13 protein-coding genes and 1 rRNA gene are annotated in these 15,961 nt (G+C 39.3%); 6 read left to right on the forward strand and 8 right to left on the reverse strand.

Translation table 11 applies throughout. The annotated features are described in order from the left end of the window. The 8 genes from BR30_RS0128700 to dnaA form a co-directional block, all read right to left on the reverse strand. Nucleotides 1-245 (reverse strand): 16S ribosomal RNA (locus BR30_RS0128700); the annotation flags it as partial. Between the two features lie 278 nt (nucleotides 246-523). Further along, nucleotides 524-3,040 (reverse strand): DNA gyrase subunit A, encoded by a 2,517-nt coding sequence (gene gyrA / locus BR30_RS0128710; RefSeq protein WP_026568042.1) that lies wholly within the window; start codon nucleotides 3,038-3,040, stop codon nucleotides 524-526. A 26-nt stretch (nucleotides 3,041-3,066) separates the two neighbouring features. After that, nucleotides 3,067-4,992, reverse strand: a complete 1,926-nt coding sequence (gene gyrB / locus BR30_RS0128715) for a DNA topoisomerase (ATP-hydrolyzing) subunit B (protein ID WP_442853010.1) — start codon at nucleotides 4,990-4,992, stop codon at nucleotides 3,067-3,069. 66 nt (nucleotides 4,993-5,058) lie between these two features. After that, nucleotides 5,059-5,307, reverse strand: coding sequence for an extracellular matrix regulator RemB (remB, locus tag BR30_RS0128720; RefSeq protein WP_026568044.1), 249 nt, complete (start codon nucleotides 5,305-5,307; stop codon nucleotides 5,059-5,061). An 8-nt stretch (nucleotides 5,308-5,315) separates the two neighbouring features. Next, nucleotides 5,316-6,434 carry a DNA replication/repair protein RecF gene (recF, locus tag BR30_RS0128725; protein ID WP_026568045.1) on the reverse strand — a complete coding sequence of 373 codons (1,119 nt, stop codon included), beginning with the start codon at nucleotides 6,432-6,434 and terminating at the stop codon, nucleotides 5,316-5,318. Between the two features lie 70 nt (nucleotides 6,435-6,504). Beyond that, on the reverse strand, nucleotides 6,505-6,720 hold the full coding sequence (gene yaaA, locus BR30_RS0128730; protein WP_026568046.1) for a S4 domain-containing protein YaaA: 216 nt from the start codon (nucleotides 6,718-6,720) through the stop codon (nucleotides 6,505-6,507). Between the two features lie 123 nt (nucleotides 6,721-6,843). Further along, nucleotides 6,844-7,980 (reverse strand): DNA polymerase III subunit beta, encoded by a 1,137-nt coding sequence (dnaN, locus tag BR30_RS0128735; protein ID WP_026568047.1) that lies wholly within the window; start codon nucleotides 7,978-7,980, stop codon nucleotides 6,844-6,846. Nucleotides 7,981-8,174: 194 nt separating this feature from the next. Next, nucleotides 8,175-9,521, reverse strand: a complete 1,347-nt coding sequence (gene dnaA, locus BR30_RS0128740; protein WP_026568048.1) for a chromosomal replication initiator protein DnaA — start codon at nucleotides 9,519-9,521, stop codon at nucleotides 8,175-8,177. A gap of 763 nt (nucleotides 9,522-10,284) precedes the next feature. On the opposite strand from dnaA, the gene rpmH reads away from it, so the two are divergent. The 6 genes from rpmH (at nucleotide 10,285) to mnmG (ending at nucleotide 15,941) form a co-directional block, all read left to right on the forward strand. Continuing rightward, on the forward strand, nucleotides 10,285-10,419 hold the full coding sequence (gene rpmH, locus BR30_RS0128750) for a 50S ribosomal protein L34 (RefSeq protein ID WP_035446353.1): 135 nt from the start codon (nucleotides 10,285-10,287) through the stop codon (nucleotides 10,417-10,419). A gap of 51 nt (nucleotides 10,420-10,470) precedes the next feature. Next, on the forward strand, nucleotides 10,471-10,812 hold the full coding sequence (gene rnpA, locus BR30_RS0128755) for a ribonuclease P protein component (protein ID WP_026568050.1): 342 nt from the start codon (nucleotides 10,471-10,473) through the stop codon (nucleotides 10,810-10,812). A 154-nt stretch (nucleotides 10,813-10,966) separates the two neighbouring features. Continuing rightward, complete coding sequence (gene spoIIIJ, locus BR30_RS0128760) at nucleotides 10,967-11,743, forward strand: YidC family membrane integrase SpoIIIJ (protein ID WP_026568051.1); 777 nt, start codon at nucleotides 10,967-10,969, stop codon at nucleotides 11,741-11,743. Then, complete coding sequence (jag, locus tag BR30_RS0128765; RefSeq protein WP_026568052.1) at nucleotides 11,740-12,363, forward strand: RNA-binding cell elongation regulator Jag/EloR; 624 nt, start codon at nucleotides 11,740-11,742, stop codon at nucleotides 12,361-12,363. The genes spoIIIJ and jag overlap by 4 nt, the downstream gene beginning before the upstream one ends. A 286-nt stretch (nucleotides 12,364-12,649) precedes the next feature. Then, nucleotides 12,650-14,035 (forward strand): tRNA uridine-5-carboxymethylaminomethyl(34) synthesis GTPase MnmE, encoded by a 1,386-nt coding sequence (gene mnmE, locus BR30_RS0128770; protein ID WP_026568053.1) that lies wholly within the window; start codon nucleotides 12,650-12,652, stop codon nucleotides 14,033-14,035. Between the two features lie 16 nt (nucleotides 14,036-14,051). Beyond that, nucleotides 14,052-15,941, forward strand: coding sequence for a tRNA uridine-5-carboxymethylaminomethyl(34) synthesis enzyme MnmG (gene mnmG, locus BR30_RS0128775; RefSeq protein ID WP_026568054.1), 1,890 nt, complete (start codon nucleotides 14,052-14,054; stop codon nucleotides 15,939-15,941). The last annotated feature ends 20 nt before the right edge of the window (nucleotides 15,942-15,961 follow it).

The following is a 15,961-nucleotide window of genomic DNA, read 5'->3' on the forward strand; positions in this document are numbered from 1 at the left end:
CTAGCTAATGCGCCGCGGGCCCATCTGTAAGTGTCAGCCGAAACCGACTTTCAGCTTTTCCTCATGAGAGGAAAAGGATTATCCGGTATTAGCACCGGTTTCCCGGTGTTATCCCAGTCTTACAGGCAGGTTGCCCACGTGTTACTCACCCGTCCGCCGCTAGACTCCGAAGAGTCTCGCTCGACTTGCATGTATTAGGCACGCCGCCAGCGTTCGTCCTGAGCCAGGATCAAACTCTCCAAGAAAGTTGATTAGCTCATTTGTTACGTTGGCTTAGCTTCTTAAAAGAAACTAAAATTTATTGTTTGTTTGCACGATTTTGTTTGTTTAGTTTTCAAAGAACAATTTCTCCATCGCCCGTAAGCGACTTAATAAATATACCATCCGTAAAAATAAAAGTCAACGATTTTTCTATTCTTTTTTTACTATAAGTATCTTTTAAATATTTTATTCCGATAACATTATTTCCACCGACCAGAGAATATAAAAAAGGGAACACACCTAGTGTGTCCCCCATCCAAACTTATTCTTCATCCTCTGTAGTTATCACATCGGAATGTTCTTCCACAGTATCGGTAGAATCATGTTCAAGGTTTTCTTCTTCCTCTTCTTTTTCTACCTTAGCCACTGTAGCTACAAATTCATCTTCACTTTCCTTCATGCTTATAAGCTTCACACCTTGAGTGTTTCGGCCCATCTTAGAAATTCCACCAACATCCATCCGGATAAGCACACCGCCAGTGGTAATCAGCATGAGATCCTCTTCACCAGTAACCGCACGCATCGAAACAAGATCACCATTTTTTTCGGTCACGTGGCAGGTTTTGATCCCTTTTCCGCCTCTGCCTTGGATACGGTATTCAGATGCAGTTGTCCGTTTTCCATAACCATTTTTGGTAACAATAAGGACATCATTGGTTTCCTCTAAAACTTCCATGCCAACCACTTCATCATCACTAGCTAATGAAATACCTTTCACGCCTGTAGCAGTTCTACCCATCGACCGGACATCTGTTTCAGGGAAACGAATAAGCATTCCCTTTTTGGTACCAATAATAATATCCTTACTGCCATCCGTTAAGCGAACAGAGATTAATTCATCTCCTTCGCGCAGACTTAAAGCAATTAAGCCATTGTTACGGATATGGGCAAACGATGTTAATGGGGAGCGTTTTGAGATTCCTTCTTTGGTTGTAAAGAATAAGGACCAGTCATCCACAAATTCCTCCACTGGAATGATGGCATTGACCCATTCTCCTTTTTCAATCCCAAGAAGATTAATAATCGGAATTCCTTTAGCTGTACGGCTGAATTCCGGTATTTCATATCCTTTTGAACGATATACTTTACCTTTGTTAGTAAAGAATAGGATGGTATCATGTGTTGAAGTTGTCATTAAGTGTTCAACAAAATCATCCTCATTGGTTCCCATTCCTTGGATTCCACGACCGCCGCGTCGTTGGGCACGATAAGTGGAAACTGGAAGTCTCTTAATATAACCATTATGAGTCAAGGAAATGACGATATTTTCTTGTGGGATTAAATCCTCATCCTCAATGTTTTCAATTCCACCTGAAACAATTTCTGTCCGGCGTTTATCATTGAAGCGCTCTTTGATTTCCAACAATTCTTCGCGGATAATTTCAAGAACTTTTTCATCATCAGCTAATATAGCTTTTAATTCAGCAATCAACTTCACCAGGTTTTGATATTCTTCTTCAATCTTTTCTCTCTCTAAACCTGTTAAACGCTGTAAGCGCATATCAAGGATAGCTTGAGCTTGCTTTTCAGAAAGATTAAAGGTAGTCATCAAGCCTTCTCGAGCGATTTCAGTCGTTTGTGAACTACGAATCAAATTAATTACTTCATCCAAGTGATCTAACGCAATCCTTAAACCCTCTAAGATATGAGCACGTGCTTCCGCTTTACGTAGTTCAAATTCAGTTCTCCGGCGGATAACCACATTTTGATGGTCTAGGTAATGGACTAAGCATTGTTTAAGTGTCAACACTTTTGGATGTCCATTAACTAGGGCAAGTGTGTTAATTCCGAAACTAGTTTGTAATGCTGTATGTTTATATAAATTATTTAAAAGAACGTTGGCATTCGCATCTTTACGAACTTCAATAACAATCCGCATACCATTACGGTCGGATTCATCTCGCAAATCAGTAATGCCTTCGATTTTTTTATCGCGGGCTAATTCAGCTATTTTTTCAACTAATCTCGCTTTATTTACTTGATATGGTAATTCATTAACAATGATAACTTCTTTACCATTTGCTTTTTGTTCAATGACTACCTTAGCACGAACTGTAATGGACCCTCTGCCTGTTTCATAGGCTTTACGAATACCGCTTCGGCCTATGATAATACCTCCGGTAGGAAAGTCTGGACCAGGAATAATTTCCATGAGCTCTTGTGTAGTAATTTCAGGGTCACGACTAATCGCTAACACTCCATCGATTACTTCTCCAAGTTGGTGCGGCGGGATATTGGTTGCCATTCCAACAGCGATTCCTGTTGTTCCGTTAACTAAAAGGTTAGGGAACCTGGCTGGTAGAACAACTGGCTCTCTTTCCTCTCCATCATAGTTATCTTGATAATCAATTGTATCCTTGTTTATATCTCGTAATAACTCCATCGAGATTTTCGACATTCTTGATTCTGTATAACGCATGGCAGCAGCAGAGTCACCATCGACAGAACCGAAGTTTCCATGTCCATCGACAAGCATATAACGATAGTTAAAGTCTTGTGCCATCCGAACCATTGTTTCATAAACAGCAGAGTCACCATGTGGATGATATTTACCGATTACATCCCCAACGATACGAGCTGATTTTTTATAGGGCTTGTCTGAATGCATTCCAAGATCGTGCATAGCATATAGAATACGGCGATGAACTGGTTTCAATCCATCCCGAACATCTGGAAGGGCACGAGAAACGATAACGCTCATCGCATAGTCAAGAAAGGAAGCTTTCATTTCCTTACTGATATTAATCTCTGTTACTTGAGAATTTGGTGTGTCAGCCATACTTGTTACCTCCTTTCACCTTTGCTTTATATATCTAAATTCTTCACGTATTGGGCATTTGCCTCAATGAAATTACGACGTGGTTCTACTTTTTCGCCCATTAACATATCAAAGGTTTCGTCCGCTTCAATCGCATCTTCAAGGCTGACCTGCAGCATACTTCTTCTAGCAGGATCCATCGTTGTTTCCCATAATTGTTCAGGATTCATCTCACCTAAACCTTTATATCGTTGAATATTGGGCTTTGGTGAAGCTGGCAGCATCGCAAAGATTTGTTCGAGTTCTTTATCATTATAGGCATACTCAATTCGTTTACCTTGCTGAACTTTATATAGCGGCGGCTGGGCAATATAAACATAACCAGCCTCTAATATTTTTCTCATAAAACGGTAAAAGAACGTTAGAAGGAGCGTCCGAATATGGGCACCATCCACATCAGCATCAGTCATAATAACAACTTTGTGGTATCGTGCTTTCGAAATATCAAAATCTTCACCGATTCCTGTTCCAATTGCTGTAATCATCGCTCTAACTTCATTGTTAGATAGGATTCTATCCAGACGGGCTTTCTCCACATTAAGAATTTTCCCCCGAAGTGGCAAAATTGCTTGAAAGTGGCGATCACGGCCTTGTTTTGCCGACCCGCCAGCGGAATCACCCTCAACGATATACACTTCACTTTCGGCAGGGTCTTTTGAAGAACAGTCAGCTAATTTTCCAGGTAAACTAGAAACCTCTAATGCGCTTTTTCGGCGGGTCAGTTCCCTAGCTTTCTTTGCCGCAAGCCTTGCACGCGCAGCCATTAGACCTTTTTCGACGATTTTTTTGGCCACTGCTGGATTTTCCAACATGAATTTATCAAAGGTACTAGCAAAGACGGCATCAGTGATGGCTCTTACCTCAGAATTCCCTAACTTTGTCTTGGTTTGCCCTTCAAATTGTGGATCAGGATGTTTAATGGAAACGATCGCCGTAATTCCTTCACGAACATCTTCCCCAGAAAGATTGGTATCATTGTCTTTAATTAAGCTGTTTTTACGCGCATAATCATTGATCACTCTTGTTAAAGCCGTTTTAAAACCAGATTCGTGCGTTCCGCCTTCGTACGTATGAATGTTATTGGCGAAGGAATAAATATTCTCTGTATAGCCTTCATTATATTGGAGTGCGACTTCAACACTAATTCCATCGCGTTCTCCCTCCATGTAAATCGGTTCTTCATGGATTACTTCTTTTGTACGGTTTAAATGCTCTACATATGATTTAATACCGCCTTCATAGTAGTATTCATTCCGTTTATTTTCAACACGCATATCTTCAATTGTTATTTTTATTCCCCTGTTAAGGAATGCAAGTTCACGAAGACGAGTAGCAAGAATGTCATATTCATAGACCAAGGTCTCCGTAAATATCTCACCATCTGGTTTAAAGTGAGTAATCGTACCCGTTTTATCAGTAGTCCCAATTACCTCTAATTCAGAAACAACCGCGCCTCGTTCAAATTTAATACGATGGATTTTCTCATCACGGTGGACAAAAACCTCCAGTTCCGTAGACAGGGCATTAACCACGGATGCACCTACCCCATGCAGTCCTCCAGAAACTTTATAGCCTCCGCCGCCAAATTTACCTCCTGCATGAAGAACAGTCATAATAACTTCAACTGCAGGTCTGCCCATCTTTTCTTGAATATCAACCGGAATCCCACGGCCATTATCTTTAACTGTAATGCTATTATCGTCCTCAATGATGACATTGATTTCATCACAGAAACCTGCTAATGCCTCGTCAATACTATTATCTACAATTTCCCAAACAAGATGATGAAGCCCTTTACCGCTTGTTGAACCAATATACATCCCTGGTCTTTTTCGAACAGCTTCAAGTCCTTCAAGAACCTGTATTTGATCCGCACCATATGCTTGTTCCACAGCCTTTTGTTCCAAAGTCATGCTTGTTCACCTGCACCTTCTGACAAAAATATATCTATATAATCATTATAAAACATGTAATAAACTTCAAAATTCATTTATAGTCATTTGATTTGAACGTTTCTTTAAAGTACCAGAAGAAATCGGGGATAAGTAAACATTGTCATTTGTGACAATGACTGATTTAAAGGGGTTTTTAGATAGATTAATTACCTTTTCCTTTCGAGACTTGAGGAATTCTTCAACGAGCGGCGAGTTGTTAACACTCTCTTTATCCAAGATAGAAATAATATCCCTTGCTCTAATATTAATATCTTCCCCGATATGGATATACATGGTTCACCTCAATTAACTTTCTTCATCCTTCCGGCTTCAACGATAAATGTTGAGGCCTCCTTTAATGTTTGATGATCTATTCCCTCGACACTTGTGGTTGTCACAAATGTCTGTACCTTCCCTTGGATCGTGTTAAGCAAATGAGATTGCCGGAAATCGTCTAACTCTGATAAAACATCGTCTAAAAGTAAAATTGGATATTCTCCAATCTCAGCATATATTAATTCAATTTCAGCAAGTTTCAAGGATAATGCCGTGGTACGCTGCTGACCTTGTGAACCAAAGGTTTGCACATCTCTACCGTTGACAGTAAAAATAAGGTCATCCCGATGGGGACCAAACAGGCTTGTTCCTCGTTCAATTTCCCTCGTTCTAACCTTGCTGAATTTTTCTTCAAAGCATGCTATCATCTTCGACAAATCTTGCTCTTCTAATACCTCTACAGACGGTTTATAGGTAATTTCGAGTGTTTCCAGACCTCTTGATATTCCTTGATGAATAGGTTTGGCCCAATTTTGTAAGAGACGGAGGAATTCAAACCTTTTTGTGACAATCTTCACAGCCATCCCTATAAATTGTTCCGTTAAGATTTCCAGCATCGTTTGATCTGTCTGTTTTTTTATCTGCAGCATTTTTAGATAATGATTGCGCTGCTGAAGTATTTTTTGATACTGACTCATATCATGTAAATAAATCGGCGAAACTTGTCCAATTTCCATATCAATAAAACGCCTGCGGACTTGCGGGCTGCCTTTTACTAAGTTAAGGTCCTCTGGAGCAAACATAACCACATTCATATTACCTACATATTGACTTAATTTCCGCTGCTCAATATGGTTGGATTTCGCTTTTTTTCCTTTTTTGGAAATAATTAATTGCAAAGGTAATGAACCGTGTTGTTTTTGAACCCTACCCTCTATTTTAGCATAATCTTGGTCCCAGCGAATAAGTTCTTTATCATTGGAAGTACGATGTGATTTGGCCATCGCTAAAACATAAATGGATTCCATCACATTGGTTTTTCCTTGGGCATTTTCACCCAGAATCACATTTACTTTGTTTTCAAATTCTACGAACAACTCTTCATAATTTCGATAATTGGTGAGCGCTAATTTTTCAATATACATAGGAAAACATCCTTTAGCTGAGCTATTCAATAAATTACTTTGTAATTTACTCAATAAATTACTTCTTAATTTACTCGGTAATGACAAACTCTCCAAAGCCAGGAATCTTGATTTTGTCACCGGAGCGCAGCTTTCTTCCTCTTCTTTGATCTTGTTCACCGTTAATAAATATTTCATGTTCGCTTAAAAACCATTTTGCCATGCCGCCAGTTTGTATTACATCAGCCAGTTTTAAGAATTGACCTAAGGTAATAAATTCTGTATCAAGCTTAATTTTTTCAGGCAAATCGTCACCCTCGTTTCTAAAATGGTCTCAATACTTTATTTTACTAAAAAATTGACAGAGTTACAAAGAAAACTAAAAGAAAGCCACCATAGTTTGGTGGCATGGAGTATTAAGTATATAAAATTAGTATGTTCGGACTGGTAAGATTAATTGTAAAATCGTTTCGTCATGAAGCGGGCGAATAACGAAAGGACGCATAGCACCAGTAAAGCTCACCCTAACATCTTGCCCTTCAAGTGCTTTTAAGGCATCCATCATATATTTTGCACTAAAGGAAATCTTTAATTCCTCTCCTTCAATTGCTTCACTTTGAATCTCTTCGACAACTTTCCCAACCTCTGGAGTGTTTGAAGAAATTTCAATGAGTCCACCTTCAATTGTCGAAAGTTTGACAACATTATTTCTTCCTTCCCTTGCTAATAGAGACGCACGATCGATTGCATGTAAAAATTCCTTTGTATTAACAGTCACATCCGTTTTACTTTCACTTGGGATCAGTCTCGACGTATCTGGATAATTTCCTTCTAACAATCTTGAGAAAAATAACAAGTGCTTCGCTTTAAATAAAATTTGATTTTCAGTGATAACAATATCAATTAGTTCATTGCTATCATCAATAATTTTACTAAGCTCATTTAAGCTTTTTCCTGGAATTACGACATTATAATTTTCGTTAGTAGGCGTTTCAATCTTCGCCTTCCTTAGGGCAAGACGGTGGCTATCTGTTGCAATACAGTTTAACTCCCCATTTTCAACGCGCCAGTTTACACCTGTCAAGATGGGGCGTGTTTCTGAGGTGGACACTGCGAAATGTGTTTGTCTGATCATCGCTTTTAATAAATCGGTGGCAATATGAAATTTATTATTTTCTTCTATTTGTGGCAGGTGAGGATATTCTTCTGCATCAAGACCGATTAAGTTAAATTCAGATTTCCCTGAGCGAATGACCGTTTGAAGAGAGCCTAGTACTTCAATTTCTACTGAATCAGTCGGTAGTTTTTTGACGATTTCACTAAAGACTTTCGCTTGAAGTACAATCGAACCTGCTTGTTTGACTTCAATAATTTCATTACCAGCATCCTCTTTAGGAATAAACGATTCAATCGAAATATCTGAATCACTTCCTGTAAGGGTAACACCTTCAGTTGTCGCTGTAATTTTAATCCCCGTTAAGATTGGGATGGTGGTTCTTGATGTAACAGCCTTCATCACATCTTGAACACTCTGGACTAATCGATCTCTTTGGATGATAAATTTCATCGCCTTTAATCCTCCGTTTTAAGCATATTTTTGTTATTAAAAACATAATATATTTTTTAAAAAAAAGAGTAGAAGTACTAGTAGGGCCTGTTAGTATGTGGATAACTCATTATTTCAACGGAAACACAGCCTATCCACATGTGGACAGACTGTGTGTAAATACTAAGAAGTTATGCACATAATTCAGTCGTGTTTTAGACCTTCAAAAGTTCATGAAGTTCTTTCATTTGTCTTTGCAGTTGGGCATCAGATTGGAGAAGCTTAGAAATCTTTTCGTGCGCATGAATAACTGTAGTATGATCGCGCCCGCCAAACTCTTCTCCTATTTTCGGTAAAGAATAATCCGTTAATTCACGAGATAAGTACATCGCAATTTGTCTAGGAAACGCGAGAGACTTTGTCCGTTTTTTTGCTTTGAAATCTTCCAGTTTAATACTAAATAGTTCCCCAACCGTCTTCTGAATATCCAAGATTGTGATCACTTTAGGCTTAGAACTAGGAATGATGTCCTTTAAAGCTTCTGCTGCAAGATCCGCATTGATATCCTTATTGATTAAGGAAGAGTAGGCAACCACGCGGATTAGCGCACCCTCAAGTTCACGAATGTTGGAGTCAATTTGATTAGCAATATATAGCATGACTTCGTTCGGAATATCCAGACCTTCTGCCTTTGCCTTTTTTCTAAGGATGGCAATCCTGGTTTCTAAATCAGGCGGCGTAATATCAGTTATCAAACCCCATTCAAATCGGGACCTGAGCCTGTCCTCTAATGTTGGAATTTCTCTTGGCGGCCGGTCGCTTGAGATAATAATTTGTTTACTTTCCTCATGGAGTGCATTAAACGTATGAAAAAATTCTTCCTGGGTTGATTCTTTTCCAGCTAAGAATTGAATATCATCTATAAGTAAAATGTCAACATTTCGATATTTATTGCGAAAATTCTCCGCTTTATTGTCTCGAATCGAGTTAATAAACTCGTTAGTAAATTTTTCGGATGATAAATAAACGACTTTTGCTGCAGGGTTATGATCTAAAACATAATGGCCAATTGCATGCATTAAGTGCGTTTTTCCTAATCCCACTCCTCCATAGATAAAGAGGGGATTGTATGCTTTTGCAGGTGCTTCAGCTACGGCGAGTGATGCGGCATGGGCAAACCGGTTGCCTGAGCCAATTACAAATGTATCGAAGGTATATTTTTGATTTAAAATACCTTGAGGAAATTCCCCATGGTCATCGTCCTTTTTTACCTTTTTGGGAGGTAATTGCACATCATTATCTGCATCTTTTTGATTTTGCGGAATTATAAACTTAACAGAAAGCTCTTCGCCGGTAATTTCATAGAGAATTCCAGAGATCAGCTGCGAATATCGCTCTTCCAGCCAATCACGAGCAAACTCATTGGGAGCAGTTATGATCAGCAAATCACCTTGAAGGGAATGGGCCTTGGTGGACTTAAGCCAGGTGTCAAAGCTTGGTTTGCTAATCTTTTTCTCTATATTGGCTAATGCAGCATGCCAAAGATCCGCAATATTTTCCAAATAATATCCCTCCTTTGTTGCTTTTTTTTAAATTTATCAAAACTGGCACTTTCGGCATTACTGTCTAACTCCAATAAATATCTTTTATGACGGAGTATTCTCATCGTAATCGGGAAACTCATCGACTTATCGTCCGGGTAAAATACGGTTTATACCTGCAGTACAACCTATTAATTTATAAATATACGAATTATTGAATGTGGATAATAAATAATAAGGAAGTAAAATGGAGTTTCGACAATATCCACTTCTTGTGGACAACTTTTTTAAGTACCGTCGGATAAACTATCCACATGATATCCACAATTTGTGGATAACGTATTAGTGTGGATAAAGTTATTCAGAGTGAAAACACAAATATAATATCAAATAATTGCCTAAGGCGCAATGCCTTTTCGTAGTTTATCCACAACTCTAACAATATGTGCACAGAAATTGTCCACAAATAGATATTTTGTGCAAAACCTGTCAATATCTTGTGTGGAGAGTGAAAAAAATGTCGAAAAATTATCCACAAGATATCGGTACCCTTCTGGGGCAGGGCTGGATAAATTATCAGAGTCAAAACTTTAGAATTTCTCTTTCATGGATCAGACCATTTCTTATAGGTATAGAATTTCTGGAAATTAGCAATTTCATGTTCAATAAAATTTGGAAATGGAAACAATAGTGAAGAGTAGTTGACAATTTTATGGTGACGTCTTTATAATAAGTAGGACTGTCATTTAAACTTGATAGCTATTCCTCAGGGAGGTGTCATATAATGAAAAGAACATATCAACCAAATAGCCGTAAACATAGTAAAGTTCATGGCTTCCGTAGTCGCATGAGCTCTGCTAATGGCCGTAAGGTTCTAGCACGTCGTCGTCTTAAAGGAAGAAAAGTATTATCAGCATAGACCACTGAAAAGTCAGTGGTCTTTTTTCTAATCCGACTGAGGGTGTTTTTTATGAAAAAAGAGCTACGTATTAAAAAAAATAAAGAATTCCAAGCAGCATTCCAAAAGGGTTACTCTTTTGCCAATCGGCAGTTTGTTGTCTACTCCTTAACAAAAGAGGGACAAGATCATTTTCGAATCGGTCTGTCTGTAAGTAAGAAGATTGGAAATGCTGTAACAAGGAATCGGATCAAACGGTATGTAAGACAATCTATCTTTGAGTTGAATGAGCAGTTGGCGACAGGAAATGATTATGTCATTATTGCCAGGAAACCTGCAGCTGAAATGGATTTTTTTGAGGTGAAAAAAAGTTTAACCCATGTTCTTAAAGTCGGGAAGGTTTTGAAAAAGTGACGGTAAGGACATAAATGCGAAGGAATTCGCCTGAAAATTTGCATCATTAATGAAGACAATTCCTTTGCGTAAGTGATAAAATACCTTTGAAATCTTACAAAAAAATAATACATAGAGTGGTTTTACTATCTTTATTGTAAGGAGGAAATTTTGGTTGAAAAGACGAATATTACTAGTGATTGGCTTACTTTCTGTCTTTATCCTGCTGACAGGATGTAGTGAAATAAAGCAGCCGATTACTTCGGAGAGTACAGGCTTTTGGAATGAGTACATTGTGTATCCATTATCCTGGTTGATTAAAGAAGGGGCACTTATTCTTGGGGGAAGCTTTGGGTTATCGATTATTGTTGTAACGATTGTCATCCGCCTTGCCATCTTGCCGCTTATGATCAAGCAGACAAGAAGTTCGAAAGCGATGCAAGCCTTGCAGCCAGAAATGAAAGCACTTCGTGAAAAATATAGCTCTAAAGATCAAAAAACGCAGCAAAAATTACAACAGGAAACGATGGCCCTATTTTCAAAACATGGTGTCAATCCAATGGCTGGCTGTTTTCCATTAGTCGTGCAAATGCCAATTTTAATTGGTTTTTACCATGCAATCTCACGAACAAGAGAAATTGCTTCAGATAATTTCCTCTGGTTTGACCTAGGAGATAAAGATCCATACTATATTTTGCCAATTGTTGCAGGTATCACCACTTTTATTCAGCAAAAATTGATGATGGCTGGCCAAGAGCATAACCCACAAATGGCGATGATGCTTTGGATGATGCCGATTATGATTGTTGTTTTTGCCTTTAATTTCCCTGCTGCACTTTCCTTATACTGGGTAGTCGGAAATATTTTTATGATTGTGCAAACTTATTTTATTAAAGGACCGGATCTGAAAACGGCGAAAGCATCCGGTAATGCGGGAGGAGCAAAAAAGTGAAACAGGTAACTGCTACAGGACAGACTGTCGAAGAAGCAGTAAAATCAGCTTTAGCTCAATTACAAACCAGCAAAGACCGCACAGATATTGATATTATTGATCAAGGTAAAAAAGGGATTTTCGGTATTTTCGGTTCACGTCCGGCTGTGGTAAAAGTAACTGTCATCATTGACCCCATTGAGGAAGCAAAGAATTTTCTTACTCAAGTAAGTGAACAAATGGGGGCCCCTGCGGAAATAGAAATCAAACGTGAGGGGAAACATGTTCATTTGATCATGACGGGAGAAAAGATCGCCTTATTGATTGGAAAGAGAGGGCAAACGTTAAATTCGCTTCAATATTTGACACAATTAGTCCTCAATCGTTTTTCAAATCATTATTTAACCGTGATTCTGGATGCGGAAGATTACCGGAAAAGAAGAAATGAAACACTTGTTCAATTAGCTCATCGACTAGCCGGGAAGGCTCTTAAGTCGGGAAAAGATGTAACTTTAGAACCAATGCCTTCTTATGAGCGGAAAGTTATTCATGCTGCATTATCAGATAACAAACGTGTGAAAACATTTTCTGATGGATCGGAACCACATCGCTTTATTGTGATTTCTCCAGCGAAAAGGTAATATGATAAGTCATCTAAACATCCTATCGAATGATAGGGTGTTTTTTTGCTGCTGTAAAAGATGCCGAAAAAAGAAGTTGTTGATAACTTAAATCTTCTCTCGTTTTTCGTTTTATTGTTATTCACATGTGGATAAGTTAAAATAATAATGGGATAAAAGTGAATTGTGGATAGTTTAAGGTCGAGAAGGTTTACTTTTTCAACAGATAATGATGTGGTATTCTAGTGTTTTGGCGAAAAAAATCATTTTTTATATAGATAACAGTTTTTAGTGTGAGGTGAAGGAAATGGAATATGATACGATTGCGGCCATCTCCACTCCGATGGGGGAAGGAGCGATTGCCATTGTCCGCTTGAGTGGGGATGATGCGTTTGAAATTGCAGACAAGCTATTTAGAAGTATCGGTGGGAAGAAGCTGACTGAAGCAGCCACCCATACGATTCACTATGGACATCTGATCGAACCAAAATCGAAACAAGTGGTCGAAGAGGTTATGGTTTCTGTGATGAAGGGTCCGAAAACTTTTACAAAAGAGGATGTAGTGGAAATAAACTGCCATGGCGGAATTGTTTCTGTGAATAGAGTCCTTCAGTTAGTGTTAACGAATGGAGCGAGACTTGCTGAACCAGGCGAATTTACAAAGAGGGCTTTTTTGAATGGACGAATTGATTTATCGCAAGCGGAAGCAGTCATGGATTTAATCAGAGCAAAAACAGATCGGGCGATGAATGTAGCGCTAGGACAAATGGAAGGCCGCTTATCGAAGTTGATTCAGAGACTCAGACAGGAGATTTTAGAAATCCTGGCTCATGTTGAGGTTAATATTGATTATCCGGAATACGACGATGTGGAAGAAATGACCCATAAAATGCTGTCAGAAAAAGCACATTTTGTCAGGGAGGAAATCAAAAAACTGTTACAAACATCGGAACAAGGGAAAATTTTACGAGAAGGATTGTCAACGGCGATTGTTGGCCGCCCAAATGTAGGAAAGTCTTCGCTCTTAAACAGCCTTGTTCATGAAAATAAAGCGATTGTAACGGATATTCCTGGAACAACAAGGGATGTCATTGAAGAATACGTGAATGTTCGCGGCGTCCCCCTTCGGCTTTTAGACACTGCAGGGATAAGAGAAACAGAGGATATTGTCGAACGAATTGGAGTTGAGCGCTCCCGTCAGGTTTTACAAGAAGCAGATTTGATTTTGCTAGTGTTAAATTATGCGGAGCAACTGAGTGCAGAAGATGAAAAGCTTTTTGAAGTAGTCAAAGGAATGGATGTCATCGTTATTGTTAATAAAACAGACTTGGAGCAAAAAATCGAGTTTGAGAAGGTATACGCTTTAGCGAAAGAACACAAGGTTGTTACCACTTCCTTACTTGAAGATCGTGGTGTCGATGAGTTAGAGGAAGCCATTGCTTCATTATTTTTTGCAGGATCGATTGAAGCTGGTGATATGACCTATGTTTCCAATAGCCGCCATATCGGCTTATTAAGCCAAAGCTTACAGTCAATCGAAGAGGCGATTGAAGGAGTAGAAATGGGGACACCGATAGATATTGTTCAAATTGATTTAACGAGAACATGGGAATTACTTGGCGAAATCATTGGTGAAAGTGTTCATGAAAGCCTGATCGACCAACTATTCTCGCAGTTCTGTCTAGGTAAATAGAAAGAGGAGTGACAACATGCAATACGAAGCAGGAAATTTTGAAGTCATTGTCATCGGGGCAGGACATGCCGGTTGTGAAGCGGGCCTAGCTGCCGCTCGAGTTGGCGCAAAAACATTGATGATCACCATTAATCTCGATATGGTAGCCTTTATGCCATGTAACCCATCAGTTGGAGGCCCTGCTAAGGGAATCGTTGTTCGTGAAATTGATGCGCTTGGCGGAGAAATGGGTAGAAATATTGATAAAACCTATATCCAAATGAGAATGCTGAACACAGGTAAAGGGCCGGCCGTACGAGCATTACGGGCCCAAGCGGATAAATTTGCTTATCAGCATGAAATGAAAAAAACCATTGAAGAAGAAGAAAACATGACCCTCATCCAAGGGATGGTTGAAGAATTAATCGTTGAGGATGGCGTTTGTACCGGCGTTATTACTAAAACGGGAGCTGTATACCGTTCTAAAACAGTCGTTATTACAACCGGCACATTCTTACGTGGTGAAATTATTATTGGTGACTTGAAGTATTCGAGTGGTCCGAATAATCAACAGCCATCAATCAAATTATCTGAGCATCTAGAAGCACTAGGATTTGACCTGGTCCGCTTTAAAACGGGAACGCCGCCGCGCGTCAATAGTAATACCATTGATTACAGCAAAACAGAAATCCAACCGGGTGATGATCAACCTAGAGCATTTTCTTATGAAACAACGAAATATATTACGGACCAACTGCCATGCTGGTTAACCTATACAAACGAAGAAACGCATCAAATTATTGATCAGAACCTCCATCGCTCACCAATGTTTTCTGGAATGATTAAGGGAACAGGTCCGCGTTACTGTCCGTCGATTGAGGATAAAGTGGTCCGCTTTAATGATAAGCCGCGCCATCAAATTTTCCTTGAGCCTGAAGGAAGGAATACGCAGGAAGTATACGTGCAGGGGTTGTCAACAAGCTTACCGGAGGATGTTCAGCAGCAAATTCTAAAATCAATTTCCGGACTAGAAAATGTGCAAATGATGCGTTCCGGTTATGCGATTGAATATGATGCGATTGTTCCTACACAGTTGTGGCCAACACTTGAAACAAAGGTCGTTAAAAATTTATATACCGCCGGTCAAATTAATGGGACATCTGGCTATGAAGAAGCGGCAGGTCAAGGCTTAATGGCCGGGATTAATGCGGGCTTAAATGCACTTGGCCGTGACCAGTTAGTATTAAGTCGTTCCGATGCGTATATTGGGGTGTTAATTGATGATTTAATTACAAAAGGGACAAATGAACCTTATCGTTTGTTAACATCACGCGCGGAGTACCGCCTGCTTTTGCGCCATGATAATGCGGATTTACGGTTAACTGAAATCGGCCATCAAATTGGACTGATTCGTGACGACCGTTACGAAAGATTCTTGGCTAAAAGAGAGGCCATTGAGACGGAAAAGCAGCGCCTAGAGTCGACGTTCCTAAAGCCAACTCCAGAGGTTCAAGAAATGATCCGAAGCATTGGCGGCAGTGAATTAAAGGATGGAATCCGGGCCTCTGATTTATTAAAAAGACCAGAGATGTCCTATCATCAACTTGAAACCATTTTCCCTAGTGAAGTTGCGTTAGATGAAGATGTAAAGGAACAGGTGGAAATTCAACTAAAATATGATGGATATATTACCAAGTCCTTGCAGCAGGTTGAACGATTAAAGAAAATGGAAGATAAGAAAATTCCCGAGAATATTGATTATGATGCCGTCTCCGGACTTGCGACGGAAGCTAGGCAGAAATTAAAGTTAGTCAAACCGCTATCCATTGCCCAGGCATCCCGGATTGCCGGTGTAAATCCGGCCGATATTTCCATCTTGCTTGTCTACCTAGAACAAGGCAAGATCGCAAGGGTTTCGAATGAATAATTATGTGAGGAAGATAACTG

It is taken from the genome of Bacillus sp. UNC41MFS5 (assembly GCF_000686805.1).